Origin of the sequence: Thermococcus litoralis DSM 5473, assembly GCF_000246985.2 — an archaeon.
Classification (GTDB): domain Archaea; phylum Methanobacteriota_B; class Thermococci; order Thermococcales; family Thermococcaceae; genus Thermococcus_A; species Thermococcus_A litoralis.
The window spans coordinates 1,789,797-1,815,797 of the sequence record NC_022084.1 but is presented as its reverse complement, the minus strand read 5'-3'; the positions used below and the strand labels follow the sequence as shown (position 1 = coordinate 1,815,797).

Below are 26,001 nucleotides of genomic sequence, written 5' to 3'. Positions count from 1 at the left end.
CATTATCTGCTTGTCCAAAATCCATTAAATACGTTTCTTTAACAAAAGGTTAAAAACATGTAATTTGACAAATATAAAGGTAACAAAGCTTTACATAAAATAGAACATGAAAATACAAAAATGTTCAAAAAAGTTCAGTGATGTTAAAAATCTGAGAGTTATGGCAATAAATGGACATAATTTTCAGCTAAAAACCATAAAAGTAACAGAAAAAAGAGATAACGTTCACTCTTCGTATTCTTCTATTGCACCAAAGCGACATACCGTTGCACATATCCCGCATCCAACACACTTGTTGGGGTCGATTTTATGCACTTTCCCGGGAGACCCTTCAATAGCATTTTGAGGACAGTTTCTGGCACATAGTGTACATCCCTTACATTTCTCCGCAATTATGCGATACTTCTTTGTTTTTCCTCCCTGTTTGGCAAGCATTTCTTCAATTTCCTCATTTTTGAGCCATCTGAGGTTATCGTCGTATTTATCGTAAGTAGCCAAGAGAAACTCATTGCTCATCTCTAGTGCATTTACCGGACAGACGTCGACACACTGCTGGCAAAAGACACATCTTCCCAGCCAGAGGGTCACCTTTTTGAGTTCCGGCACATATTCAAACACTCCTGCTGGGCAAACGGTGATACAGAGCTTACAGCCTATACACTTATCCACGTGATAAATTAGTTTCCCCCTAAATCCCTCTGGAGTTGGAACTGGATCACTCTGAGGAAATGGGTTTGTTGCAGGCTTTTTGAAGAGGTTGCTTAAAACTACGGAGAGAGTTGGGGGAATCTTCATGCAATCACCCCCAGAACGTCTATGACCAACAGCAATACGCCTATTAGACTCATTGGAAGTATCCTGCTCCAAAACATGCCAACTGCCTGGGTAATCCTGAGTCTTCCGGTTATAGCTCTAAATACGCTCATACTAACAAAAAGCACTGCAAAGACTTTAAGCGTATGGAATACTAAGTCAAGAACCATTGCTGCAATACCGGTTAAACCGATGTATCCGCTTATACCCCATGGGAAAAAGATAGCCACAACCAAACTGGCACTCGCGAATTCTTTTAGAGCATTGCTTAGCTTGAATAATGCCAAATGTCTTCCGCTGTATTCCGCCATGGGGCCTTCTGCTACTTCCGTTTCTGCCTCCGGAATGTTGAAGTAACCAACTTCAATCTCACTTGCAAGCCAGAGCAGGAACACTAGAAGGAGAACAAATGTGCCAACAACTGCCAAAGGAGTACCAATTTCCCAGATGTTGTACTGATAAAATGTTCCCAGGCTAAAGGGTTTTTCAACTCCGAGTTTGCTTAAGCGCCAGAGTATTGCAAAGAGCCCTAACATCATAGGCACTTCCCTGGAAGCAAGCATAATTATCTCTCTCTGAGCCCCTATTTGTGCATATGGGGAACCTGAGCTAACGGCACCGATTACTCTTATGAAAGCTATGAGACCAAGTAGATAAATGAAGACTATCACGTCACCCTTCGTTGCTAAGAGTGGCTCAAATCCAAGAGGAGTGTAAGCCAATAGAGCTATTGAAGATGCTAAAGCTAATACCGGAGCGATTTCAAAGAGTTTGTTGGCGTCTCTTGGGATTATTGACTCTTTACTTACCAGCTTTAGGAAGTCATAGAACGGTTGGAGTATAGGAGGACCCATTCTTCTCTGCATTCTAGCAACGAGCTTTCTATCCATTCCTTCCCAAAGGAGAGAAGCGGCGGAGACGTAAAGGTAAATCGCTATTAACCCTATAGTTGAATAAACGATATTCATAGCCTAACACCCCCACAAGAACCCCCAACAGGTTCTGGTTTTGCCTTTATGTTGGGATTTATTTCTCTTGTTTTCTCAATTGAAGCCTTGAGAAGATCTTTTTCTGTAAGAACTTTTTTCTTGCCGGTTTTGGCATCTATAACGGCTACTCTATCTGTACAGCTCAAGCAGGGATCTATTGACGCTATTGCAACCGGCACATCAGCAAGCTGTTCTCCTACTAGTGCTCTCGCAACCGCAAAGAGGTTTGGAAAAGTGGGTTCTCTCATTTTCCACCTTTCTGGAATCTCACTTCCAGGGTTGGCCATCACATAGTGGATGAGCTCCCCTCTTGGAGCCTCATACCTACCGATGCCCTCTCCTTCCGCTTTTTTAAGCCGGATCAAAGCTACGTTATCCTTCGGAAATGCCTTTATTTTTCCCTCTGGCATTTGATCCAAAGCCCTCTCTATGAGCTCCATACTCTGCCACAGTTCTCCAATTCTGACGACCATCCTATCAAACACGTCCCCCTTGACAACTCCCGTGAATTCCTTTGGAGTTATTGGTTTAACTCCCAAGTCTGGATAAACTCCCAGCTGCTCATTGTACCTAACGTCCTTTTCAACGCCACTTCCCCTTGCTGTTGGACCTTGAGCGCTGTACTCAATGGCTATTCTCTTTGGTATAACTCCAGCATCCCTAAGTCTAGCTTCAACAGTTGGATCATAGAGGAATATCTCCTCAATCTTTGGCATGACTTCTTCGCGGTAGTATTTTATCATCTCCAGAATCGCCCTTTTGTGCTTATCCTCTATATCCCTCCTCACGCCTCCAATTGTGTTCATAGAATAGTTTACCCTGTTCCCCCCTATTGCCTCTAGGAGATCCATAACCTTCTCCCTGGCAAGCCAGCTTAGGTGAAGGACAGTGTCATAACCTATAGCATGCCCTACAACTCCAAGATTGAGCAAATGAGAGTGGATTCTTTCCAATTCTCCTATTATCACCCTTATGTATTCGGCTCTCTCTGGTACCTCTATCCCCGCCATTTCTTCGACTGCCCTAGAATACGTATAGTTGTGAGAAAAGGAACATATCCCACACATTCTTTCAGCAAGGTAAAGTATCTGGATGTAATTCCTTCTCATGCCAATCCATTCTAGTCCTCTCAAGTTATATCCCAGTCTTACATCAACATTTACTATTCTCTCTCCATCAAGGGTAATGATGAACTTTTCAGGTTCTTCAAGTGCTGGGTGAATGGGACCAATTGGGATTTTAACCCAATATTCAACTCTATTCTCCATTTTTAACCCTCCTTTTTCATTTTGTAAGGATGACCTGCGTTCTTTATCATTTCACTGCTGATACCTTTCTCATCTTTTCTTAAAGGATAAACGCCCTCTGGAAAGTCTTCTGGTAAAAACAGCTTTCTTGGATCGGGTATCCCCTCAAAGAACAATCCCAAAAACTCTTGAACTTCTCTTTCATAGGGAAGTGCACTTGGAAACACATCTGTAACAGTGGGAAGTTTTGGGTCATCTTTGGGGCATTTAGTTCCAACTATAAGAGAAATACTAGGAGTCTGCTCGTAAAATAGTTCGAGATGATATTTAGCCTCTAAGTAATCTCCTCCATCCCTAGCTATTATTATGGAAAACTGTGCTTTAGGATCAATTTCCTTGATAAGCTTCATAAGGCCTTTAAAGTTCTCTCTTCCGACGTTTATCCAAACCCTCTTTCTTGGATGGGGAAGTTTGTTTTCACGAACTTCTCCCTCAGCATTAGGGAATTTTGTTAAAATTATCTCTAAGAACTCTTCAGGAGTCATTCTTTCTCACCTTCTATCTTTTTTATGAGCTTTTCTAATCCTAAAACCACACCATAAAGTATTGCCTCTGGTCTGGGTGGACATCCCGGAACAAAAACGTCCACAGGGATATGTTTGTCTAGGGGGGCGTTTGTAAAGGGACTCTCAAAAAACACGCTGCCACCAGTTGGGCATGCTCCTATAGCAACAACAACTTTTGGATCAGGAGTTTGTTCGTATATCAATTTAACCCTTTCAAGGCTTTGATCTGTAACTGGACCGGTTACCAATAGGATATCCGCATGTCTCGGTGTTCCAACAAGTTTTACCCCAAACCTCTCCGCATCGTATCTAGGTGTGAGAGCGGCTATTATCTCAATGTCACATCCATTGCATGAACCGCTGTTAACGTGAAACACCCACGGCGATCTCCCAAGATACTTACAGAGTTTTGAAATTTTTTTCTCAAGCATTTCTCTCTCACTCATAGCTTCACCCCCCAATGACGAGCGCTCCAAGCACTATTGCTACAGTGAGCAATAGGTATGCAACATAATCTGTAAGAAGACCAGTGTGCTCCCTTCTAAACACCAAAAACATTCTGTGGGTTCCTCTTATCAAACCCCACATTACATGTCTCCCTGTAAAATGACCTCTAAGGTGCTCAAAATGAGGGATAACCTTGTCCTGATCCTCACCACTGATGTATATCTTCGTCCCATCTCCTGCTCTCCTAGTGCCAGTGCTAACTTTTTCCGCCCATTTCATGAGTAAGTAGCTAATCACCAGGCCAATTAAGAAAGCATAAATGAAATAGAGAGCATCCCAATAACCGAACATTTCATGCACCTCCAATGAATTTTAAGAGAGCAAGTATGTACTCACCATTGAGTTGTTCAAGCATTTTCGCAGCCGGTATCATTATTTTGTCGCTTATTTGCCATGGAAACAACCCCATCACGATTATTGCTACCACTAGGATCAGCATTGGAAGTAACATACTCTTTTCTGGTTCCTTTGAGCCCCTTACTCTCTCACTCTCTTTGCCCAAGAACGTGAAGAGCACTTTAGTATATGCTGCAAGAGAGAACACCGTGCCAACAACGGCAATAGCAGCCAAGATCGGATTATACATGGCGGAGCTTTCATAAATGATCCACTTGCTCGCAAACCCATTTAGCGGTGGGAGACCTATTATCGCAGCTGCTCCAATTATAAAGAAGAACGTCGTCAACGGCATTCTTTTTGCCAGTCCACTCAATTCATTAAGGTTCTTTGTGCCAGCTTCATGGATAACAACTCCCGCCACAAGGAAGAGGAGGGCTTTTATCAATGCGTGGTTCACTATGTGATATATCGCTCCAGCCAGCGCTAATTCCCCTGCTCTAGTGCCATAAGCGAGGACTCCGATTCCAATTCCAAGCAAAATATATCCTATTTGACCTACACTTGAGAAGGCAAAAAGCCTCTTCATGTCAGTCTGCACTACCGCCATGGCATTTCCCACAAGAAGTGTTAAGCAAGCAAAGAACACTATAACCCAGCCAATTACGTCCATATTGATTGCGGGAGCATTGAATGTTCTCAAGTATGTGTGCAATCCGGGATTGAAAATGCTGAATATTATCCTTGCTATAGCGTAAACTCCACCAGCTTTGATGACTAATCCCGAAAGCATTGCAGAGATTGAACTCGGAGCTGCCGGGTGTGCATCAAGCATTGCAGAGATTGAACTCGGAGCTGCCGGGTGTGCATCAGCTAGCCACATGTGAACCGGAACTGCACCACTCTTAAAGAGCAGCCCACCAATAAGGAAAGCCAAAGCCACTTTTGCCACAAGTGTTGGATTTTCGGCTATTTTTATGGCGAGATAGCTCATTGTAAGCGTTCCATACTGACCATAAAGCAAGGCGATGCCCAAGAGAATAAAGGAACTTGCCAATGAACCAACGAACATATACTTAATACCTGCTTCAATTCCTTCCCATGTGTCGTTTCTGAAGGCAACTAAAGCATAGCTTGCAATGCTCATTATCTCCAAAAATACGTAGAAGTTGAAAATATCCCCGGTAATAACAATTCCCAGCATTCCTAGCTCTAAAACAAGCACTAGCGTGTAGTACTTCTCTAGGCCAGTGTCATGCTTCATATATCCGAGAGAATAAACTATCGCCAAAAAGCCTACAAAAGTTATTGTTAAGGCTAAGAGTGCCCCAAATAAGTCCACTTCCCACACGATCCTGATCGGGAAATTCACTCCCCGACCAATTGGATTATCGCTTCCAAGGGTATAGAGAAGGATTTCATTGTTTCTCCATACTGTGTAAAATACTTTAGCGGCAACTGCAAATGTAGCGCCGCTGATGATAACCGCCCAATACTCCTTGAGTTTCTTCCCAAGTAAGCTAACTATTGGCATTGAAAATGCCCCAAATAGTGGAAGTATAACCAGAAACGGGAGCGTCATCCTCTCAACCTCCTTAACTTGTTAACATCAAGTGTTCCGTAGTGTCTGTAGGCGTTTATTGTCAGTGCCATTGCCAATGAAAGCACACAAACTCCAATGACTATGCTTGTGAGCACCAAAGCCTGCGGTATTGGACCAACCATTGGAGTGCCCTTTAATGTTTCATACCCGGTGTAAATTGGTGCTGTGGGTAAAACTCCGTTTTCCAATCTGTATCCCAGACTTATCAGCAAGAGGTGTATGCCTGCATCAATTAAATTGAGAGCCAAGATTAGCTTGATGAGATTCCTTTTGTACAAGAACGCATAAATGCCCATGAAAATCATTAAAAATGCTGTAACAAATTGGAGAGGTATCACTTTCTCCACCTCCTAAAAAGGGCCATTGCAAAAACAGCACTTACTAGTCCAGTATAAACCTTTAAGCCCACAGCTAAGTTCATTATTGGGAGGTAACCCGCTGAGAGAAGTGTACCTGGTTCTCCATTGAAAATTGGGCCGTTGTGCCATAGTGTATTATAAAAGAACGCCACACTAAGACCAAGCATGCCTGCTGCTAGAAAAACTAGCCCTCCTAACCCCTCAAGGGCAGAATATAAGCTTTTGTTTATCTTTTCCTTGGCCTCATTGATACCAAATGCTATAAGGAACAATATCCCTGCTCCAGCAATTGTTGCTCCTCCCTGAAAGCCTCCTCCGGGGGTAAGGTGACCATGAGAGATCACGTAAGCTCCAAAGATCCCAATGAGAGGTATCGTAGCCCTCGCCATTGTTTTAACTATAAGCCCCATGTCACTCCCCATTTTCATCCCTCCATTTTCTAAGCAACGCAACAGCTCCCGCTATTGAAGTGAAAAGAACAGTAGCCTCTCCAAGGGTATCGTATCCTCTGTAATCAAAGACTATGTCAGTAACAACGTTAGTTCCTCCCACTTCTTCAACCCCATGATCTATGTAATACTGGTCGGTGTAGCGATATTTTTGCCAGTCTTCTCCACCCAAACCAAATTTTAAGCCATAATTTGGATTAGCAATTAGGAGTAATATCCCAAATATGAAGAGCAAGGATAATGCTCCGAAAGTCCTCCTCATGGACCCTCACGCTCCCATCTCTCTGTTTTTGAAATTCCATAAACAACTATTGCAGTAACAACGCCCGCACCAACCGCCGCTTCCGCTATGGCAACATCTGGTGCATGGAGCATATAGAATTCCAAACTAAGAAGGAGACTCATGGCTGCAGAGGCCAAAGCCGCTGAAAGCAAATCCCTTGTAGTTATCATCCAGTATGAGGAAAGGAGTATCCCAATAAGCAGTCCCGCCTGAATCGCCATATCAACGGTTAATACGTTCATGCTTCTTCACCTCTCAACTTCCTCTCATATGCATCGATCACAGCTTTTGCTGGTTTATAACCGCTCAAATGTGCAGCTTTCGCTATCGCATGAGCTCCTGTTGGATTTGTAAGCATCAAAGCTATCAGAGCAACCAAGCTGTGCAATGCCATTTGGAGGTACTTTGGATCACCTATTTCTTTTATCTGCCAAATCGCATGAACAATTACGGCCAAAACAGCGAATATTGTCCCAAAGGTTGTGCACTTTGTGGCTCCGTGTAATCGGGTATAAACGTCAGGGAATCTGTGAAGTGAAAAACTCCCAAGCAAGTTGAAAGTAATACTGATTGCTAGAAAAACGTAGATTATGCTTTTAATCATTCTAATCCCCCCTGAAGATACTTGGCAATTACCAAAGTCCCAATATAACTGAGCAGAGCATAAACTATAGCTATATCGATGTAGATCACCCTATCATAGGCCGCTCCTAGGAGAATCATTCCAGCTACAACAAGGGTATTCAATGTGTCAACGCCAACAACTCTATCGGGAACACTGGGGCCCAGCATGATGCGAATCAAAGTTATAAATGCTCCAAGGGCAATTGCCATCGCTCCATAGAAAAATTCAGCAAAAATCATCTCCCCAACCTCCTTGCCCATTTTTCAAAAGAACCTGCGACAGGCTCAGAGCTTTCTGGCTCTTCTTCTTTTACATAAATCCAATGAACGTAGAGGGCGTTTTCTTCTGGGCAGGCATCTACAGTCAGAGTTCCGGGAGTGAGGGTAATTGAATTGCTCAGTATAGTATATTGAGCCTCATTTTCAAGATCAACGGGTATTCTAACGATTCCAGGTTTTATTTTTCCGGTAATTACTCTATAAGCAACGTCTAAATTTGCTTTTGCCATTCCCCAGAAGAGGGGGCCAATGGCATAAACTATGAACCCAAGCCATTTTACTGGATTTAGAAATCTCCGTGTCTTTTCTCCTATAATGTTTCTTGTTGAAAACCCAATTATCATAGCGAATATAATCCCTGCTATCACCTCTTCTGCGCTCCAGAGCATTCCCTTAGTACCTACTGTAAGTACAAGCCAGAGCACGAACGACCATATAAATGCAACAATGAAACTCATTTTTCCCACCTCGAATTTCAATTTAGGCTCTAATTCTCACCAGTTTTTACTTTTGTCGATATGGATTTCAACAATTTCTTTTAAAAGGCTTTTGTAAAAGTCTAAATTAACAATAAAGGTACAAAAAACCTTGTTTTTAACCAAAGGTTATGTAGAAAAGCGTTTTTTCCTGCCAATTTACAGACTATATAGTACAATAATATGCACCAAGCAACTCTTAATTACCCCAACTATTACTATTGTACATAGTCAGAACAAAATGCAAACCTTTATAAACCTTCAAAAGAACTAAATTCAGCGCTCTTCTAGGGTGCTGAAAATTTGAAAGGAGATTGTTGGAAATGTATGGAGATAGATTTGGTGGAAGAAGATTTGAAGCTCCAGTTAAGGTCGGAGAAAGGTATAAGGTAAAGATAGAGAGTATTGGACAAGGCGGAGATGGAATTGCCAGAATCAAAGGGTTTGTAGTATTCGTTCCAAACACAAAAGTTGGGGACGAAGTAGAGATTGTGATTAACAGTGTGAAGAGAAAATTCGCCTTCGCTGAAGTTATCTGATATTGTTTACCTCTAAAACTAATTCAGAGATTCAAATTTGAGCGTTTCTCTTAATTTTTTACCTTTGAGCTACGAAAGGTTTATTTATCATACTTTAGTTATTTTTCATAGTGACAGCAATGGAGTATTACCAAGCCATTTTTATTGGGTTATTGCAAGGGGTTACGGAGTGGTTACCAATAAGCAGTTCTGGACAGGTAATGCTATTTTTAATAAACCTTCTCAAGATTCCCCCAGAGCAGGCTTATTCTTATTCCTTGATTTTGCATCTAGGGACTCTTATGGCATTATTTTTCAAGTTTAGATACGATCTGGGCAGAATTCTGCTCAAATTAATTCTCTTTAGATGGGAAGAAGAGGAAAGGTTCCTATTCTATTCCACCCTATTCACGGGAATAATAGGTCTGCCCATCTACAAAACTTTCAAGATTGTTGCATCTTCATTCAATGGAGAAGCAATTAACGGAATAATAGGTATAGCCTTAATCCTTACTGGCATAATTTTAAAGAAAGCTCAAGAAGCCCCACTAGAAAAGCTGGAAAAAGGGTTAAAAAGTAAAAAAGAAGAAGTTACAATATTCGATGCAATAGTTGCAGGAGTGGCACAGGGAATAGCAGTAATCCCGGGAATATCAAGATCGGGGATGACAGTAGGGAGTCTATTGCTCTTAGGCATAAAACAAGAAAAAGCTGTGAGGCTTAGTTTTTTAATGGCAATTCCCGCTATTACAGGAGCGCTATTTCTAGAGCTACCCGAGGTTTCAAGTACTTCTGAGCCTCTAACAATCCCATTAGCTGCAGTTATAACTGCATTTGTAGTTAGCCTCCTTATGATTGAGGTCATGCTGAAAATTGCCAAGCGGCTTGACTTTTCCAAGTTCTGCATTTTCTTTGGTTTCATAGCTTTGATAGCATCTCTTTTGGAGGTGTTGGTATGAAAGGTATAGTGCTCGCGGCTGGAAAGGGTGAAAGACTAAGACCACTCACGGATGATAGGCCAAAGGTTATGCTCAAGGTTGCAAATAAAGCGATAATAGACTATGTCTTTGAAAATATATATCCCTTTGTTGATGAGTTCATAGTAGTTGTGAGGTACCAAAAGGAAAAGCTCATGGAGTACTTAGGGGATGAATACGGTGGGAAGCCAATAACCTATGTGGAGCAAGTAGAAGGAGAGGGGACGGCAAAAGCTATCTATTCCGCAATTGAATACATCGAAAATGAGGAGTTTCTGGCAGTTAACGGGGACATCTACTTTGAGAGGGAAGGCATAAAAACTCTTTTACAGTCCTTCAAAAAAAGTAGTGCTGATGCCGCGTTGCTTGTGAAGAGGTTTGAGGATTTAAGTCATTTCGGAATGGTGGAAGTAGAGGGAGAGCTCGTAAAGAGCATTAGAGAAAAGCCCGGAGCTGTTTCCGGATATGCAAACTTAGGAATTTACTTATTCAAGCCAGAAGTTTTTGAGTTCATAGAGAACACCCCACAAAGCCAGCGCGGAGAATACGAGATAACGGACACAATAAATCTTATGATAAAAGAAGGCAAGAAGGTAACCTATGCGGTCTACGAGGGCTACTGGAACGATATAGGAAGACCGTGGAACCTCTTAGAGCTAAACGAGTACATCCTCAAAAACCATCTCCAGCACAGTATAAAGGGTATTGTGGAGGAAGGAGCAACAATTCTCCCCCCAGTGGAAATCGAGGAGGGGACGGTTGTTAGAAGCGGATCATACATCATAGGGCCAGTGAAAATCGGGAAAAACTCCAAAATAGGGCCTAATTGCTTTATAAGACCCTACACAAGCATTGGAGACAAGTGCCACATAGGAAATGCCGTTGAAATCAAAAACTCAATAATAATGGATCACAGCAACGCTCCTCATTTAAATTATGTAGGGGATTCAATTGTTGGAGAAAACACCAACCTAGGGGCTGGAACAATAACGGCTAACTTAAGACACGACAACAAAACTATAAAGGTGGAAATAAAAGGCAAATTTGAGGATAGCGGAAGAAGGAAACTGGGAGCGATAATAGGGCACAACGTGAAAACAGGAATTAACGTAACGATATATCCGGGAAGAAAAATAGGAAGCAACTCTTTTATTGGCCCAGGTGTGATAGTTGATAAGAACATTCCTCCCAACGTGCTGGTTGTCGCTAAACAGGAAAGAGAGATTATCAAAAGGTGAGGGGGAATGGCTTTCATTCCCTACCTTAATTTCCTTTCAAGATGGTTGCTTTTCCTTGCTGTGTTTTATAAAGCCGCAAAAACTAGGGAAAAAAGGTGGGGATTAATAACCGTTGCATTATTCATAAACGCCCTTGATGTGGAAAGTTATATCCTAACTCCTCTTGGTGTTTCTATTAAGCCAGAGGCATATGACGTTTTATTGAGTGCACAAAGTTTCCTAATAACTACCCTGCTAACTTGGGGAGGAATTCAGCTAAGAAAAGAGCGGAGCGAGTTTAGAGATGTTGTAACTTTAGGGACATTCGCCATTGCAGCATACATCTGGCTCTTTCTACTTGCAACGGAGTTTTTTGACAGGTTTGAACACTCATTTGCGATCAAGTCATCATTTCCAGGCTTTGCCTTTGGAGCCTCCTTAATGTATGTTGGATACGTGTTGAGGAACTATGTTATCTCCAAGAACACACTTGAGGAGCTCTTTCCGTGGGGACTAATTCTTTTGGGGGCAATAAACCTAACATACCCGTTTATAAGAAACATTGAGTCAATTGCACCAGTGGCATTTCTGCTGGCAGCAGTTTTTCGGCTAATGGCTGCAGTTGGAGCATTGAAATTTGCAATATATCCTTCAAAAATGGCAGTATTTGAAAAGCCAAAACAGCAAAAGCCTCCAGAAGTTAAGGGAGCATTTATCTTAAAAAGCAAAGAAGAACTGAAAAAACTAATCCCGAATTTCTTTGACCAAAACGTTATCATGATAACAAGAAATCCGCCAAAAGAAGGAGTTCCCGAAAATACTTTAGTTTACTGGCTCACAAAAATGGAAGAGAGTAGCATCAAAGCGGACGGGAAAATCTATCCGATCTCGCCAACAAGAATTGATATCTTGATCCATCTCCTGACCAAGAACCTTGAAAGCGGTTACAATGCAGTCTACATGGACGGATTTGAGTATTTAATAATAGAAAATGGATTTGAGAGTGCCGTTAAGTTCCTATTTGATTTGAAGGACAGAGTTGTAAGCGAGGGGAAGGTTATAGCTCTAATAATAGACCCGAGAACCCTAACCGAGAAGCAGATAGCACTTCTAGAAAGAGAATTTAGCAGATTATAAAAAGAAAACTCAGAAGCCGAGATACTCTATAAACCTCCTGGTGTGCTTTGTCTCCCTTTGAAGCTCCACTTTTTGAAGTATCTGTCTTTCTATGGCTCTTAAGGCATCGTGAACTGCCTGTATTGCTCCCCATGTTTCACCCGTGGCTATAAACTGCCCTTTGTCAGTCACGATTCTCATCCTTGCTTGGTAGAGGTGAACCCCGCGGAGTTTCTCCGGGAATCTCCTAATCCTAAGGTATATTATTCCTTCATTTCCGAGAAGGTCTTCATACCCCTCAACAAATCTCCTTATGTCGGAGATTATTCTCTCTCTTGTAAAGTCACTTAAATAGTGGGCATCTCCACCAAGCTGTAAGTAGAACCTGGCCTTCTGCTCGACCATTCTTGATATTGGGAGCAGGAGATCCTTAACCGTAAGAACTCCTCTAACTACGTTTTCATTATCAACTACAACAAGCCCATCGATGTTGTGCTCCCTTATTAACTCTACGGCTTCCCTAATGCTTGCTTCGGGCTTTATTGTTATCACTCCTCTAAACATGACTTCCCTAAGCTGAGTTGAGAACGGTGGGATTTTTTCTCCAGCCACTTCTCCAAACTGTGCTCTGAATCTGGGTTTTATAAACCTGATAATCAAGTCATGCAGTGTTACCAAGCCTTCGAGCTTTCCTTCTTCGTTTACAACCGGAATTCTCGAGATAGCATGATCTCTCATTGTTGCAAGTGCCTTAGCCACGGTGTCGTACGGTTTGAGGGTAATTACGTCACTACTCATGAACTCTTTTACGGGTCTTCTTCCAAATTCTTCCTTGGCAACCCTTTCAAGTAGGGCAATATCGCTTATTACACCAATAACATTGTTCTTATCCTCCCCAACAGGGAGTGAACGTAAGTCGGTCTCTATCATAAGTTTAGCCGCTAAACTTAGATCTTCATCAGGTTTTACAACGGGTGCGGGCTTGTATACATCCCTAACCTTAGCCTTTGTCGGATCCCACTTTAAGTGGGAGCGGATTATCAAGTCTTGGGTCAATACACCCTTATACAGCTTTCCATCAAAAACAACAATTAAATCCGGATCTTCTTTTTCAAAAATTCCAATCGCCTCAGAAAGGGGGGCGTTTATGTCGATTTTTGCAAATTTTTCTGTCATAACTTCCTGGACAGAAATCCCGACCATTCTTGACACCTCCTTCAATCTTATATTGGTTTTCATACCATTTAAACCTTTCCGAGATGAGATTTATTTACATTAGGTTAATAAAGTTTTCGATTGCTTAATGGTTCAAATCAACTTCAAATGGGTACCTTCTTTTGAGAACTAAGTACATAGCAAACAATCCCCCAAATGTGTTCATAATAATGTCCCTCAGTTTATTCCCAGCATCCTCATGAATAAACGAAATTTCGCTTTCACTAAGCTTTTCAGCAACTTCCCATCCAAAACTTAAAATGAAAAGAGCCAAAAAAGAATAAAGAACCAATTTTCTTCTTGTTAACCTTAAATATTCTCCATCTGATAGGTTAAGGAGAACTTCAGCAATTATAGCCCAAACAACCATTCCTCCAATGAAGTGGCTTATCATGTCCGCGTTTCTCCACTCTTTGTGAAAAAGATCGATTGTAGTGAAGGGAACGTTTACAAGAGAAACATGAACCGCTATAAAAACTCCCAAGAGGGCCATCGTCTTTTTGTTGTAGATTGGAGCCAAAAATTGTCTCAATCTAGGATGAGGGTTTGAGAAGTATCTCTCAACCACATCCGGGATGTAAAGGCCAATTAAGGCCACAAGAGTCCGGTATATGTGATCCACCCTTTGATAGATGAGCGCAGTTATAAATCCTAGGAAAACAATGAATCTGCTTATATTGAGAGCTGTTTTTGGATCTATATGAATCACCAAAATAGCAATACGAGGATATTCCATTTAAAAGTTTCTGAAAAATAAAAACGAAATCAGCTGATAACATTGACCTCAACCTATTAGCCCTTTTTAGATCTTTTTATTTGAACTAATTACAGCAACCTCTAGTTGGAAAAGGAAGGTTTTAAAAAAGCTTTTATTTGGTGTCACATTATTAAGATATAGTGCTACTAGATAATCAGAGGAGGTGAGCTATGTGCACATCCCCGATGGGCTGTTGAGTCTTCCCGTGATAGTGGTAACATATGCAGTGACGATTGGAATCCTTGCGTATTCATTAAGGAAGCTAAAGGACTTCCCAGAAGAGAAAATCCCCCTTTTGGGGCTGTTTGCAGCTGGCATCTTTGCTGCTCAGATGGTAAACTTCCCAATTATAGGGGGAGTGAGTGGACATTTACTTGGAGCTGTGCTTGTAGCGGTGCTCTTGGGCCCATATGCAGCAGTGCTTGTAATGACCGCAGTACTATTGATCCAAACCCTTCTCTTCGGAGACGGTGGAATAACTGCCATAGGTGCAAACATACTAAACATGGGAATAGTTGGGGCTTTTGTTGGATACTGGATATACTCCAAGCTCAAGAACTTTAATGAAGCATTTGGAATAGCCTTTGCCTCTTGGTCAGCGGTGGTTTTAGGGGCCTTCTTAGCTTCGGTGGAGATAGGCATAAGTCACAGCTTGCCTTTTGGAAAAGTATTGGGCCTGATGGTCGGTTATCATGCAGTGATAGGGATTGGAGAAGCGTTAATAACTCTCTTTGTGGTGAACGCTCTCAAGTCTAAACTCCCCGAGATAGGGGGTGTTCCAGCATGAGAAACATCGTAAAAGGATTGCTCATAATCCTTATCCTGCTCGCAATTGCCTTGCCATTTGCATCTGAAAACCCAGATGGGCTTGAAGCAACAATGGAAAAAGTACATCTGGAGGAATCTCCAGTTTACAGCGCTCCTCTCGACTACGGCGAAACGTGGGGACAAAGTCTTATAATGGGAGCAATTGGGATAACACTTGTCTTTGGAATAGCTTACGGACTTGGAAAACTGATAAAAGGTGTCTGACTTGTACCTCATTTTTATTTTTATTTACGCACTGCTGATCGTTACAAGAACAAGCTTAGTTGAGCTGTTTTATTTTCTCCCAGTGCTGATGGCTTTGATATTATTACTCAAACCAAAAAGAGCGCTTTTTAAACATTTGGGATTTCTTTTGGGCTTTGAGGGGCTACTCTTTATTCTGGCATTGTTTACACCAGGAAAGCCCGTAGTAACGACTCCCCTTGGAGTAATAACCTACGAAGGCATTCAAAGATTCTCTCTTCTACTTGGAAAGGCCTTTCTCTCATCTTCTGCTGTTGTTGTAGTTTCGAATTCTTTGGGATTCCCTTACATATTAGCCGAGATGGAAACTCTTCACTTTCCGCGAATACTGGTGCTAACTCTTGCATTCACCTATCGATATCTTGAACTTTTTGAAGAAGAAGCCCTTAGGATGAAAAGGGCACTTGATTCTAGAGCATTTAACATTGGGAAGATAGAGTACTACAAAAAGCTAGGAATGCTTATAGGCGAGATATTTGCCAGAGCATACATGAGAAGTGTGAGGATACACTGGGCAATGCTTTCGAGGGGCTTTGGAGAATTTCCTAAAGTAGCGGAAGAAAGAAGAGTTGAACCCATAGCTCTAACTCTAATCGCATTGGGGGTGGCGTTGCTTTGATAGAACTCGTGAACGTCCATTTCTCGTATAACAACCGAGAAGTGCTGAGGGGTATTTCACTTAAGATAAACGACGAGGAGGTATTTGGAATTCTGGGCCCAAATGGAGCAGGGAAATCAACTCTTATAATGCATTTAAACGGCATATTGAAACCCAAAATGGGCAAAGTTATTGTAAACGGGATAGAAGTCAATAAAAATCCAAAAGAAGTTAGAAAAATAGTTGGGATAGTGTTTCAAGACCCAAACGACCAGCTATTTTCCCCCAAGGTATTTGACGATGTTGCTTTCGGTCCCTACAATCTTGGTTTGCGGGAAAGAGAATTAGAAGAGAGGGTTGAAAAAGCCCTAAGGCTTGTTGGTATGGAGGGATATAAAAACAGAGAAACAAAAGAACTTAGCTTTGGAGAGAAAAAGAGGGTAGCAATAGCGACAGTACTTGCAATGGAACCGGAGATTTTAGTGTTTGATGAACCCTTCGCTAACCTTGATTTCCGGGGAAAGAAAATGTTGAGGGAGTTAATTGAGAAATTCAGAGGGGAAAAGACTATAATCTTATCCTCTCACGAAGCTGAGTATCTTACACTCTGTGACAGGATAGCCCTTTTAGATGGAGGCAAAGTTATAAAAGTTGGAAGTCCAGAGGAGATTTTAGGAAACGCAGATCTTCTCAGAGAGCATAATTTAGATGTTCCTCCCCTGGTAGATTTATTCTCAAGTCTTGGACTGGAAATACCCAAGAGCATAGAAGAAGCAAAAAGAAAGCTCAAAAAGGTTCTAATATGAATTCGCTCGTCGCTTTTTATTTTCTCCAAAATCCTTATAATGTATCACTGCGAATGAGTAACAAAGTTGCATAAGCTTGTGGGGTGATATCATGGAAACCGTTGTTAATCAGATAAAATCAAAACTCCCAGAAAATTTGGAAGGTCTTTTGGATCTAGCCTATAACTACTGGTGGAGCTGGAATAGGAGAGCCACAAAACTCTGGGAAAAAATAGATCCCGAACACTGGTGGGAATATAAAAATCCAGTCAAGCTTCTCCTCGATACTCCAGAGGAGAGATTAAAGGAGCTTTCAAAAGATGATGATTTTATAAACCTCTATGAACTCGTAATTGATCAGTTCAGGCATTACATGAATCCAGAAAGCACGTGGTTTTCAACCAATTATCCAAAATGGGAGGAACCCGTAATATATTTGTGTATGGAATACGGGATAAGCAAGAGCCTCCCAATTTATTCCGGTGGACTTGGAATACTTGCCGGTGATCACATAAAGACGGCAAGCGATTTGGGAATACCGCTTATAGCTATCGGTCTTCTTTACAAGCACGGATATTTCAAACAGGAAATCGACAAAGATGGGAAACAGATAGAGGTGTTTCCAGAGTACAACCCAGAGGAAATGCCGATTAAGCCCCTAACCACGGAGAAAGGAAAGCCACTCCTCATAGAAGTACCAATAGAGGATAGAATAGTGTATGCAAGAGCCTTTGAAGTCAATGTCGGTAGGGTAAAGTTGTATCTTCTCGATACCGATGTTCCTCAAAACTCTCCGGATGATAGGACCATCTGTGACTACCTCTACAACGCTGAGATAGACAAGAGAATAAAGCAGGAGATACTTCTAGGGATTGGTGGAATGAGGCTTTTAAGAATGCTGGGAATTGATCCAGCTGTTATTCACCTTAATGAAGGACATCCAGCGTTTGCAAACTTCCAAAGAATAGCATGGTATATGGAGGAGGGTCTAAACTTTTTGGAAGCTTTAACTGTCGTAAGGGGCACAACGATTTTTACAACCCACACTCCCGTGCCAGCTGGACATGACAAATTCCCAATAGCGGAGGTTGAGAAAAGACTTGCCAAATTCCTTGAAGGCCTTCCAAAGGATGAATTCCTTAATTTAGGCAGAGAGGGAGATCAGTTTAACATGACCCTTCTCTCAATAAGAACCTCGAGCTATGTAAACGCTGTGAGTAAGCTCCATTCAAAGGTAACTAAAGAAATGTGGAGACACCTCTGGAACGGTGTTCCCTTAGACGAGATTCCGGTAGAGGGCATCACAAACGGAGTTCACACAAAAACATGGCTTCATAACGAGATAAAGAAGCTCGTCGATAGGTATATTGGGAGAGTCTGGAGAGATTATGCAGAGCTCGAGGGTCTCTGGTATGGAGTGGAGAGAATTCCAGATGAGGAACTCTGGGAAGCCCATTTAAAGGCAAAAAGAGAGTTCATAGAACTCATCAAAAGGAAGATAAAAGAGAGAAACGAGCGCCTTGGAATTGAAGAACCTCTACCCGAAATAGATGAGAACGCCTTAATAATAGGCTTTGCAAGGCGTTTCGCAACCTATAAACGGGCGACGCTAATTTTAACCGATTTGGAGAGGCTGAAAAAGATAGTTAACAACCCAGAAAGACCCGTGTATATAATTTTTGGAGGAAAAGCCCATCCAAGGGATGAAGCGGGCAAGGAGTTCCTTAGGAAGGTCTATGAAGTATCCCAGATGCCCGAATTTAAGAACAAAATCATGGTGTTTGAGAACTACGATATGGGCTCTGCAAGGGCCATGGTGGCAGGGGTCGATGTGTGGCTCAACAATCCAAGAAGACCACTAGAAGCAAGCGGAACCAGTGGAATGAAAGCAGGTTTAAACGGCGTTTTGAATTTGAGCGTCTATGATGGATGGTGGGTCGAAGGTTACAACGGCAAAAACGGATGGGTCATAGGAGATGAAAGTCTCGAACCGGAAACAGAGAAAGATAACATTAGAGACGCTCAGAGCCTCTATAACCTTCTCGAAAATGAAGTAATCCCCACATACTACGAGAACAGGGCAAGATGGATTTACATGATGAAGGAGAGCATAAAGAGCATTGCACCAAGGTTCAGCACCCACAGAATGGTAAAAGAGTACGTCGACAAGTTCTACTCAAAAGCTCTGGCAAATGCTATCCTTCTCCAGAGAGACAGCTTTAAAGCAACAAGGGAAATTGCATCGTGGAAAGCGAAGATCTTCAACTCTTGGGATAAGGTAGAGATAGAGCGCATTATAACCCATGATGCCACTGGAGTTGAAGTTATAGTAAACCTCGACGGCCTAAGCCCAGAGGATGTAAAGGTTGAAATTTATTACGGAGTCAAAGCAGAAGGATACGCAATAGAAAAACCCTACGTCATAGAGCTTAAACACCCTCAAAGTCTCGGAGGCAACAGATGGCTTTATCGCTATGAAGGGAACGCACTCAAAAATCTCGGCCATCCTTGCTGGCACTATGCCGTTAGAGTTTATCCATACCATGACAAGCTTCCCCACAAGTTTTTACTTGGTCTTATCAAATGGAAGGGATTTTTTGAGCTCTGACTTTTTATTTTAATTTTGGAAAACGTTATAAAGCAAAGAGCTCCTACTTATGGAGGGTTACCATGAGGATAGTATTCGACATTGGAGGTTCTGTTCTAGTTCCCGACAAGCCTGATGTTGAATTTATAGAGGAGATTGCCTATCAGCTGACAAAAATCAGCGAAGATCACGAGGTAGCAGTCGTCGTCGGAGGAGGAAAAGTAGCAAGAGAATACATTCACGCCGCAAAGGCTTTTACTCCAAATGAAACATTCAAAGACTATATCGGAATACACATAACAAGGGCCAACGCAATGCTCTTAATAGCGGCACTCAGAGAAAAAGCGTACCCGTTTGTGGTGAGCGATTTTAGAAAAGCGTGGGAAGTAATGCAGCTCAAAAAGATACCCATAATGGGTGGAACGCATCCCGGGCATACAACAGACGCCGTTGCTGCTCTCTTAGCCGAATATCTCCAAGCAGATTTGCTTGTGGTTATAACAAACGTTGATGGCGTTTACGATAGCGACCCTAAAAAGAACCCAAACGCAAAGAAGCTGGAGAGGATTTCAACTGAAAAGCTCGTAGAGATAGCTATGCAGAGCGAGAGCAAAGCGGGTGGAAGTGGTGTTGTTGATGCGTTAGCGGCTAAATTCATTCAGAGGGGCAAAATAAGAACCCTAATTATCGGTAAGGATGATGCAAGAAACCTTTTTGATGCCATAAAGGGCAAACACAAGGGCACTCTAGTTGAACCTTGAGTTCACAATTTTTTTATACTCTCTGGCTTTTCTCCTATTTGGTGATAATTATGAGAATAGTGGTTATCGGTTCCGGAACAGCAGGAAGTAATTTTGCCCTCTTTGCAAGGAAGCTTGATAGAAAAGCGGAAATCATCGTGATAGGAAAAGAAAAAACAATGCAGTATTCTCCATGTGCGTTGCCCTTTGTTTTAAGCGGGAAGATACCAAAGCTGGAAAACATCATAGTATTTCCAAACGAATTCTACGAAAAACAGAAGATTCAGATGATGTTGGACACTGAGGCAAAGGAAATAGACAGAGAAAGGAAGGTCGTAATTACAGACAAAGGTGAAGTCCCTTATGATAAGCTCATCCTTGCCACAGGCTCTAAAGCGTTTGTTCCTCCAATAAAGGGCGTGGAAAGTGAGGGGGTCTTTACCCTAAAGACAATGGAGGACGTAAAGAAAATCCAAGCATATCTGGAGAAAAGAAAACCAAGAAAAGCCGTTGTGATCGGAGCGGGCTTGATAGGATTAGAAGGGGCGGTGGCATTTAGGGAGCTCGGACTGGAAGTTCTTGTTGTCGAACTGCTCGAGCATTTGCTCCCAACAATGCTAGACAAGGATATTGCCTCAATAGTCCAGTCCCATCTTGAGGAAAGGGGAATAGAGTTTAAATTCGGCGTTGCAGTAAGTGAGATTCTTGGAAACCCTGTGAGAGCTGTTAAGATAGGAGAAGAAGAGATTGAAGCAGATCTTGTTCTTGTGGCAACTGGTGTAAGGGCTAACGTCGATCTTGCCCAAAAAGCCGGATTGGAAGTTAACAGAGGCATTGTTGTTGATGAATACCTTAGAACAAGCGATCCCGACATCTATGCCATTGGAGACTGTGCTGAGGTCTTCGATGCGGTTACGGGAAAAAGAACGCTAAGCCAACTCGGCACTACGGCAGTAAGAATGGCAAAGGTAGCGGCGGAAAATGTCTTTGGAAAAGGCGTAAAATTCAGACCCGTTTTTAACACTGCCATAACCGAGCTCTTTGACTTAGAAATTGGGACGTTTGGTATAACTCAGGAGAGAGCAAGTAAAGAAGGTATTGACGTCGTTGTGGGCAAATTCAAGGGCTCAACAAAGCCAGAATATTACCCCGGAGGAAAGCCAATAATTGTGAAGCTGATCTTTAGAAAGGAAGACAGGAGGGTAATAGGAGCTCAGATAGTTGGTGGAGAGAGGGTATGGGGCAGAATAATGGCTCTTAGCTTTGCCGCTCAGAAGGGGGCAACGGTGGAGGATATAGCCTATGGAGAAACTGCCTACGCTCCTCCAATAAGCCCCACAATAGACCCGATTACAGTCGCAGCTGAAATGGCATTGAGAAAGTTTAAATGATCCTTTTTCTATTTTTTAAATGATGAGGGGCAAAGACGAGTTCTTAAGGAGCAGAAAAAGGATTAAAATTAGCAAACTAATGAGCTACATCTTAAGGCACGCTCCCTGGGAATTTGACGTTGAGGTAGATGAAGAAGGTTTCGCCAATATTGAAAAGGTTGTCAGGGCTGTTAAAAAGTCCTATCCATGGGTAGAAAAAGAGTACCTCCTCTGGATAATCGAGAACGACCCAAAGGACAGGTTTGAGATTAGAGGAAACAAAATAAGAGCAAGATACGGACACACTTTTGATGTTTCTTTGGATCATGAGGAAGATGTTGAAGTTAAGGTTCTCTACCATGGAACTCCTCGAAGAAACCTTGAAAAGATACTAAAAGAAGGCATAAAATCGATGAAAAGAAAGTTTGTTCATCTAACAACAAGCAAAGAAGAGGCCTACGAAACAGGGCGTAGGTATGGAAAAGATGTTGTGGTTATCTTGGTAGATGCTGAATGTCTGAGGAAAAAAGGCTACAGAATTTACAAAGCTGGGAAGAATGTTCGTATAGTCAAATTTGTTCCTCCTGAGTGCATAATTCTTTACAAATAACCAAAAACCCTTATTCAGCTTCGGCTTTTTTTGACATAATGACAAACAAAACTGGAAAATATTTTTATAGGGAAAGAATACTCTAATGCGTTGATGCCCTATGACATTCAGGAGTGAGTGTTTTTGGAAGTATAGTTGGTGAACCTCTTCTATTGTTAATTCAAGGTAGGGATTGTTTTTGGCGCTGATCCAATAAAACCTTTTGGAGGTGTAGTTTGTGGCAAGAGAAACCTGGGGAAGTAGAGTAGGATTTGTTGCAGCTGCAGTAGGAAGTGCAGTAGGGCTGGGAAACATCTGGATGTTCCCAATGAGAGTAGGCTTATACGGTGGGGCAGCATTCCTGCTTCCGTACTTAGTGTTGCTTTTTGCGATAGGAGTGGTTGCCCTTACAGTTGAGTGGACTCTGGGAAGGGCAACTAAAGGAGGGCCCATAGAGGCATTTTCCAAAACACTGCCCGGAGGAAAGTACCTCGGAATACTTGTAAACGTGACGATGCTAATGATATTCGCCTTCTACTCCTTGGTGCTCGGATGGATACTCAGATACTTCATAGCCTCCCTAACGGGAGAACTTGCAGGAGTTAATCCAGGGGCGTTTTTCGATAGCATAGCCTTCAGCAAAGAAGCGCTCCTATGGCAGTTCATCGTGATAGCAATAACAATATCCATAGTAGCTATGGGCGTTCAAAAGGGAATTGAAAGGGCTAACAAGGTCATGATGCCTGCTCTGTTTGTGTTCCTGTTGATATTAACGATAAGGAGCGTTACACTGCCAAATGCGTATGAAGGTCTGAGGTTCTATCTTCTCCCAGACTGGAGCAAAGTGATGAGTGGAAAAACTTGGATGATAGCCCTGTCGCAGATGTTCTTCTCCTTAAGTGTCTTGGGAAATACGATGGTAGTTTATGGAAGCTATCTAAAAGACGAAGATGACATCCCATTATCGGCAATAGCAACGGCATTTGGAGATACAGCGGTAGCCGTTACAGCTGGATTTCTAGTATTTCCTGCGGTTTTTTCATTTGGTCTTGAGCCTACAGCCGGTCCAGGGTTAGTTTTCGTAACGTTGCCAATGGTATTTCAGAAAATGCCTGGAGGAATGTTCTTTGGCGCATTGTTCTTCCTCTTGCTAATATTCGCCGGGCTTTCTTCAACGGTCTCAATGCTCGAAGTTTATGTAGACTCAGCTATTACAAAGCTCAACATAAGCAGAAGGAACGCTTCAATCCTCTTGGGGCTCTTAACTTTCCTAGTAGGGGCACCTTCTGCAGTTAATCCATCATACTTTGACTGGCTGATCAACATCTCAACGGTTTACATAGGGCCGTTGGGAGCTTTAATAGCCGCTCTAGCACTGATAAAGCTTGGAGTAGACAAAGCATATGAGGAACTTAAAAAAGGAGCCCTAATAGATGTGCCAGAACTCTGGAAGCCCTGGGTAAAGTTCCTATACCCAATAGTGATAGCTGTAATATATATTTCACAATTCCTGCTGGGGTGATTCAAATGGATGCAGTGTACATAATAGCCCTGTTTGTAGTGCTCATAGTCTATGGGCCTTTGATATGGGCTCTTTACAAACTTTCAAAGGCCTCAACCCCTTAATTTTTAATTTTTGGTGATATTGATGCTTCCACAGGACGTTGAAGAGATAGGTAAAGACTATGGGAAAAACCTGCCAAAAGGAAAATACTTGGACTGTGCCCTCGCTTACAACCCGTTTGGGTGCTCTAGCAGAGTGATTGAGGAGATTAAAAACATCCACCCTCAAGCTGTTTATCTCTACCCAAGGGAAGAGGAAAAGCTCAAAGAGGCTATAAAAGCATATTGGGGTGTAAAAAGCGAACAAATTTTCCTAGGGGCAGGTTCCATGGGATGTCTTCAGAAGATCAACAAGCTCCTCTCACCAGGTTCAGTCGTCCTTGGCTATGCTCCGCAGTTTCTTCCATATATCAACGACGCTCGATTAAACGGGGCAGTTTACGAGTATGTCCCCCTTAGAAAAGAAAACGACTTTACAATAGACGTTGGGGGGGATAATAGAGAAGATAACAGAAAAGACCTCATTCATTTATATCGACAATCCACATAACCCCACAGGACAGGTCTTAAAGCTAAAACAAATTGAGGAAATTGCAGAAGTAGCAGAGAAAAAAGGTGCAATCTTGATAGTAGACGAAGCTTTCGGAGAGTTCATGAGCAAGAAAAATTCGGCAATAAACCTTGAGTTTCCAAACATCCTCGTTACAAGGTCTTTCTCTAAAGGATTTGGGCTGGCTGGTCTGAGGATTGGATATTGCATTGTTAAAGGCGATGAGATGAAAAAGGCAATTTCCAAGGTTGACTTTCCTTTTTCGATAACAACGATTTCACTTGTTGCCGCTTTAAAGGCCCTAGAGGATCAAGATTTTCTAAGAAAAACGGTAGAGCAGACAAGAAAAAACAAGGAGAAGCTCATGAGAACATTAGGTAAAAGCTTTCACATCGCAAGAACTGACAAATCAACACCAATATTCCTTTGTGGTGGAAACGGCAACACTTACCAATATTTCCTCAGCAAGGGGATTTTAACAGTACCAGGTGAGGAATTCATGAACCTTGACAACAGCTATGTTCGAATAAGGATTCCCAAAAGTGCAGAAGAATTTATAAAGAAAATCAACGCCGCTTGAGCTTTATAACTGCTTCCACGTGGGGAGTATGTGGGAACATATCAACTAAAATGGCATCCTCTACCTTGTAAATCTCCTTCAAGTGGGAATAATCTTTGCTAAATGCTTGTGGGTTGCATGAGACATAAACGATGTTTTCTGGTTTCTCTCTTTTTAGGGTTTTTACACCATCTTTCAAACCTTTTCGTGGAGGATCGACAATAACTGTATTGTAATCCCCTATCGGGAAAGATTCGGCATCCCCTACCCAAAAAGTTGCTTCCACACCGTTTATTTCAGCGTTTTTATTTGCCATTTCAACTGCAAAGGGGTTTATTTCAACTCCCTTAACCTTAATTCCTTCCTTTGCTAAAAACACTCCAAAGGTTCCCACACCAGAATAAAGGTCAAGAACTTTCTCTCCTTCAACAAAATTTAAAACAGCCCTCAAAAGGATGGGAAGGGCATAGGAATTTGTCTGGAAAAAGCTGTTTGGATGTATCAAGTAAATAGTCCCCTCAATTTTCTCCTTTATAAACGGAGACCCACTTACAAGTTTTGGTATGCCTTTGGGGTCGTCTTTAGGGTCTTCTTTAAAGCTCCAATAGATGGAATCTGCGAAGTCAAAATAATCAGGGAAGCTTTGTGGGGCTTTTTCAAGGTGTGCAATTAGGTTCACCATAGTTTCCCCGGTAAACTTCCCCTCTCTAACGGAAAGATAGTGAACATCGCCGCTTTTCTTTTTTGGATCCCACGGGGAAAGTTTTTCTTCCTCCATGAACTGTTTTAAAGCCTTTATGAACCTCGAAGTACGGTTAGAAAAAACGGGGCACTGCTTAATGTTCACAATACGTTGAGAGTCCCTCTGCTTGAATCCAATGCCTTCCGTTGAAACAATAAAATTGCTTATGTTTCTAAAGCCCCAAAGCTTGGGAGAACCTTTTATTGGGGCTGTAATTCCAGTTATCTTCTCAAAGAGTTTTATCTTAAGGTTCAACTGTTCTTTGTACTTTATGTGCTGCCAAAAACAGCCTCCACACCTTCCAAAATATGGACATCTCGGATTTTGTCTCAAAGGTGACTCCTCAAGAACTGTGAAATCTTTTGCGATTAAACGTCCAAACCTTCTAAATGTTTTTCTAACCTCCACAAAATCCCCGATAACAGTGTAAGGAACATAAACCTCTTTTTCCAGCTTTAAAAGCCCATAGCCGTCTGGACTTATCTCCGTTATGTATCCCTTTCCTTTCATTACCCT

32 protein-coding genes are annotated in these 26,001 nt (G+C 42.1%); 15 read left to right on the top strand and 17 right to left on the bottom strand.

Going from position 1 to position 26,001, the window contains the following annotated elements; all coding sequences use genetic code 11:
* Window positions 1-225: 225 nt before the first annotated feature.
* From OCC_RS09925 to OCC_RS09860, 14 genes are read right to left on the bottom strand one after another with little or no spacing between them, the layout of a single operon-like run.
* The gene (locus OCC_RS09925; protein ID WP_004066456.1) at window positions 226-795 is read right to left on the bottom strand and encodes a 4Fe-4S binding protein; all 570 of its coding nucleotides are present in this window, start codon (window positions 793-795) and stop codon (window positions 226-228) included.
* Window positions 792-1,781, bottom strand: coding sequence for a respiratory chain complex I subunit 1 family protein (locus OCC_RS09920; protein ID WP_004066457.1), 990 nt, complete (start codon window positions 1,779-1,781; stop codon window positions 792-794). Before OCC_RS09920 ends, OCC_RS09925 begins: the two co-directional genes overlap by 4 nt.
* Complete coding sequence (locus tag OCC_RS09915) at window positions 1,778-3,070, bottom strand: hydrogenase large subunit (protein WP_004066458.1); 1,293 nt, start codon at window positions 3,068-3,070, stop codon at window positions 1,778-1,780. Before OCC_RS09915 ends, OCC_RS09920 begins: the two co-directional genes overlap by 4 nt.
* Window positions 3,071-3,072: 2 nt before the next feature.
* Window positions 3,073-3,594: an NADH-quinone oxidoreductase subunit C gene (locus tag OCC_RS09910; protein ID WP_004066459.1), complete on the bottom strand. Its 522-nt coding sequence runs from the start codon at window positions 3,592-3,594 to the stop codon at window positions 3,073-3,075.
* Entirely contained in the window at window positions 3,591-4,061 is a 471-nt protein-coding gene (locus tag OCC_RS09905) for an NADH-quinone oxidoreductase subunit B family protein (RefSeq protein ID WP_004066460.1), read from the bottom strand. The genes OCC_RS09910 and OCC_RS09905 overlap by 4 nt, the downstream gene beginning before the upstream one ends.
* Before the next feature lie 4 nt (window positions 4,062-4,065).
* Window positions 4,066-4,413: a hypothetical protein gene (locus tag OCC_RS09900; protein WP_023843734.1), complete on the bottom strand. Its 348-nt coding sequence runs from the start codon at window positions 4,411-4,413 to the stop codon at window positions 4,066-4,068.
* Window position 4,414: 1 nt separating this feature from the next.
* Window positions 4,415-6,040 carry a proton-conducting transporter transmembrane domain-containing protein gene (locus OCC_RS09895; RefSeq protein WP_004066470.1) on the bottom strand — a complete coding sequence of 542 codons (1,626 nt, stop codon included), beginning with the start codon at window positions 6,038-6,040 and terminating at the stop codon, window positions 4,415-4,417.
* Complete coding sequence (locus OCC_RS09890) at window positions 6,037-6,399, bottom strand: NADH-quinone oxidoreductase subunit K (RefSeq protein WP_004066472.1); 363 nt, start codon at window positions 6,397-6,399, stop codon at window positions 6,037-6,039. The genes OCC_RS09895 and OCC_RS09890 overlap by 4 nt, the downstream gene beginning before the upstream one ends.
* Window positions 6,396-6,842: a Na(+)/H(+) antiporter subunit B gene (locus tag OCC_RS09885; RefSeq protein WP_004066474.1), complete on the bottom strand. Its 447-nt coding sequence runs from the start codon at window positions 6,840-6,842 to the stop codon at window positions 6,396-6,398. The genes OCC_RS09890 and OCC_RS09885 overlap by 4 nt, the downstream gene beginning before the upstream one ends.
* Complete coding sequence (gene mbhE, locus OCC_RS09880) at window positions 6,832-7,131, bottom strand: hydrogen gas-evolving membrane-bound hydrogenase subunit E (RefSeq protein ID WP_004066476.1); 300 nt, start codon at window positions 7,129-7,131, stop codon at window positions 6,832-6,834. The genes OCC_RS09885 and mbhE overlap by 11 nt, the downstream gene beginning before the upstream one ends.
* Complete coding sequence (locus tag OCC_RS09875; protein ID WP_004066478.1) at window positions 7,128-7,394, bottom strand: DUF4040 domain-containing protein; 267 nt, start codon at window positions 7,392-7,394, stop codon at window positions 7,128-7,130. The genes mbhE and OCC_RS09875 overlap by 4 nt, the downstream gene beginning before the upstream one ends.
* On the bottom strand, window positions 7,391-7,756 hold the full coding sequence (gene mnhG / locus OCC_RS09870; protein WP_004066480.1) for a monovalent cation/H(+) antiporter subunit G: 366 nt from the start codon (window positions 7,754-7,756) through the stop codon (window positions 7,391-7,393). The genes OCC_RS09875 and mnhG overlap by 4 nt, the downstream gene beginning before the upstream one ends.
* Window positions 7,753-8,016 carry a cation:proton antiporter gene (locus OCC_RS09865; protein WP_004066482.1) on the bottom strand — a complete coding sequence of 88 codons (264 nt, stop codon included), beginning with the start codon at window positions 8,014-8,016 and terminating at the stop codon, window positions 7,753-7,755. The genes mnhG and OCC_RS09865 overlap by 4 nt, the downstream gene beginning before the upstream one ends.
* Complete coding sequence (locus tag OCC_RS09860; protein ID WP_004066488.1) at window positions 8,013-8,513, bottom strand: monovalent cation/H+ antiporter subunit E; 501 nt, start codon at window positions 8,511-8,513, stop codon at window positions 8,013-8,015. The genes OCC_RS09865 and OCC_RS09860 overlap by 4 nt, the downstream gene beginning before the upstream one ends.
* Before the next feature lie 341 nt (window positions 8,514-8,854).
* On the opposite strand from OCC_RS09860, the gene OCC_RS09855 reads away from it, so the two are divergent.
* From OCC_RS09855 to OCC_RS09840, 4 genes are all read left to right on the top strand, one after another.
* Window positions 8,855-9,070: a TRAM domain-containing protein gene (locus OCC_RS09855; RefSeq protein ID WP_004066496.1), complete on the top strand. Its 216-nt coding sequence runs from the start codon at window positions 8,855-8,857 to the stop codon at window positions 9,068-9,070.
* A 119-nt stretch (window positions 9,071-9,189) separates the two neighbouring features.
* The gene (locus OCC_RS09850; RefSeq protein WP_004066499.1) at window positions 9,190-10,008 is read left to right on the top strand and encodes an undecaprenyl-diphosphate phosphatase; all 819 of its coding nucleotides are present in this window, start codon (window positions 9,190-9,192) and stop codon (window positions 10,006-10,008) included.
* Complete coding sequence (gene glmU / locus OCC_RS09845) at window positions 10,005-11,264, top strand: bifunctional sugar-1-phosphate nucleotidylyltransferase/acetyltransferase (protein WP_004066502.1); 1,260 nt, start codon at window positions 10,005-10,007, stop codon at window positions 11,262-11,264. The genes OCC_RS09850 and glmU overlap by 4 nt, the downstream gene beginning before the upstream one ends.
* A 6-nt stretch (window positions 11,265-11,270) precedes the next feature.
* The gene (locus tag OCC_RS09840) at window positions 11,271-12,380 is read left to right on the top strand and encodes a DUF835 domain-containing protein (protein WP_004066504.1); all 1,110 of its coding nucleotides are present in this window, start codon (window positions 11,271-11,273) and stop codon (window positions 12,378-12,380) included.
* A gap of 9 nt (window positions 12,381-12,389) precedes the next feature.
* Here OCC_RS09840 and OCC_RS09835 read toward each other — a convergent pair whose 3' ends face one another.
* Window positions 12,390-13,562 (bottom strand): CBS domain-containing protein, encoded by a 1,173-nt coding sequence (locus OCC_RS09835; RefSeq protein WP_004066506.1) that lies wholly within the window; start codon window positions 13,560-13,562, stop codon window positions 12,390-12,392.
* A 97-nt stretch (window positions 13,563-13,659) separates the two neighbouring features.
* Window positions 13,660-14,283 (bottom strand): hypothetical protein, encoded by a 624-nt coding sequence (locus tag OCC_RS09830; protein WP_238565105.1) that lies wholly within the window; start codon window positions 14,281-14,283, stop codon window positions 13,660-13,662.
* 220 nt (window positions 14,284-14,503) lie between these two features.
* On the opposite strand from OCC_RS09830, the gene OCC_RS09825 reads away from it, so the two are divergent.
* From OCC_RS09825 to OCC_RS13040, 11 genes are all read left to right on the top strand, one after another.
* Entirely contained in the window at window positions 14,504-15,118 is a 615-nt protein-coding gene (locus tag OCC_RS09825; RefSeq protein ID WP_004066510.1) for an energy-coupling factor ABC transporter permease, read from the top strand.
* Window positions 15,115-15,363, top strand: a complete 249-nt coding sequence (locus OCC_RS09820; RefSeq protein ID WP_004066511.1) for a PDGLE domain-containing protein — start codon at window positions 15,115-15,117, stop codon at window positions 15,361-15,363. The genes OCC_RS09825 and OCC_RS09820 overlap by 4 nt, the downstream gene beginning before the upstream one ends.
* A gap of 1 nt (window position 15,364) precedes the next feature.
* On the top strand, window positions 15,365-16,021 hold the full coding sequence (locus tag OCC_RS09815) for an energy-coupling factor transporter transmembrane component T family protein (protein ID WP_004066512.1): 657 nt from the start codon (window positions 15,365-15,367) through the stop codon (window positions 16,019-16,021).
* Entirely contained in the window at window positions 16,018-16,806 is a 789-nt protein-coding gene (locus tag OCC_RS09810) for an energy-coupling factor ABC transporter ATP-binding protein (RefSeq protein ID WP_004066513.1), read from the top strand. The genes OCC_RS09815 and OCC_RS09810 overlap by 4 nt, the downstream gene beginning before the upstream one ends.
* Window positions 16,807-16,897: 91 nt before the next feature.
* Window positions 16,898-19,393: a maltodextrin phosphorylase gene (malP, locus tag OCC_RS09805; protein WP_004066514.1), complete on the top strand. Its 2,496-nt coding sequence runs from the start codon at window positions 16,898-16,900 to the stop codon at window positions 19,391-19,393.
* Between the two features lie 62 nt (window positions 19,394-19,455).
* Window positions 19,456-20,133 (top strand): UMP kinase, encoded by a 678-nt coding sequence (pyrH, locus tag OCC_RS09800; protein ID WP_004066515.1) that lies wholly within the window; start codon window positions 19,456-19,458, stop codon window positions 20,131-20,133.
* A gap of 50 nt (window positions 20,134-20,183) precedes the next feature.
* On the top strand, window positions 20,184-21,503 hold the full coding sequence (locus OCC_RS09795; protein WP_004066516.1) for an NAD(P)/FAD-dependent oxidoreductase: 1,320 nt from the start codon (window positions 20,184-20,186) through the stop codon (window positions 21,501-21,503).
* A gap of 19 nt (window positions 21,504-21,522) precedes the next feature.
* Complete coding sequence (locus OCC_RS09790) at window positions 21,523-22,092, top strand: RNA 2'-phosphotransferase (protein ID WP_004066517.1); 570 nt, start codon at window positions 21,523-21,525, stop codon at window positions 22,090-22,092.
* 217 nt (window positions 22,093-22,309) lie between these two features.
* Window positions 22,310-23,593: a sodium-dependent transporter gene (locus tag OCC_RS09785; protein WP_004066518.1), complete on the top strand. Its 1,284-nt coding sequence runs from the start codon at window positions 22,310-22,312 to the stop codon at window positions 23,591-23,593.
* A gap of 126 nt (window positions 23,594-23,719) precedes the next feature.
* The gene (locus tag OCC_RS13045; RefSeq protein ID WP_020953796.1) at window positions 23,720-24,184 is read left to right on the top strand and encodes an aminotransferase class I/II-fold pyridoxal phosphate-dependent enzyme; all 465 of its coding nucleotides are present in this window, start codon (window positions 23,720-23,722) and stop codon (window positions 24,182-24,184) included.
* Window positions 24,120-24,764 (top strand): aminotransferase class I/II-fold pyridoxal phosphate-dependent enzyme, encoded by a 645-nt coding sequence (locus OCC_RS13040; RefSeq protein WP_084684326.1) that lies wholly within the window; start codon window positions 24,120-24,122, stop codon window positions 24,762-24,764. The genes OCC_RS13045 and OCC_RS13040 overlap by 65 nt, the downstream gene beginning before the upstream one ends.
* Here OCC_RS13040 and rlmD read toward each other — a convergent pair.
* Window positions 24,751-25,995, bottom strand: coding sequence for a 23S rRNA (uracil(1939)-C(5))-methyltransferase RlmD (gene rlmD / locus OCC_RS09770; protein ID WP_004066520.1), 1,245 nt, complete (start codon window positions 25,993-25,995; stop codon window positions 24,751-24,753). The two genes, OCC_RS13040 and rlmD, sit on opposite strands and share 14 nt — an antisense overlap.
* Window positions 25,996-26,001: the final 6 nt, after the last annotated feature.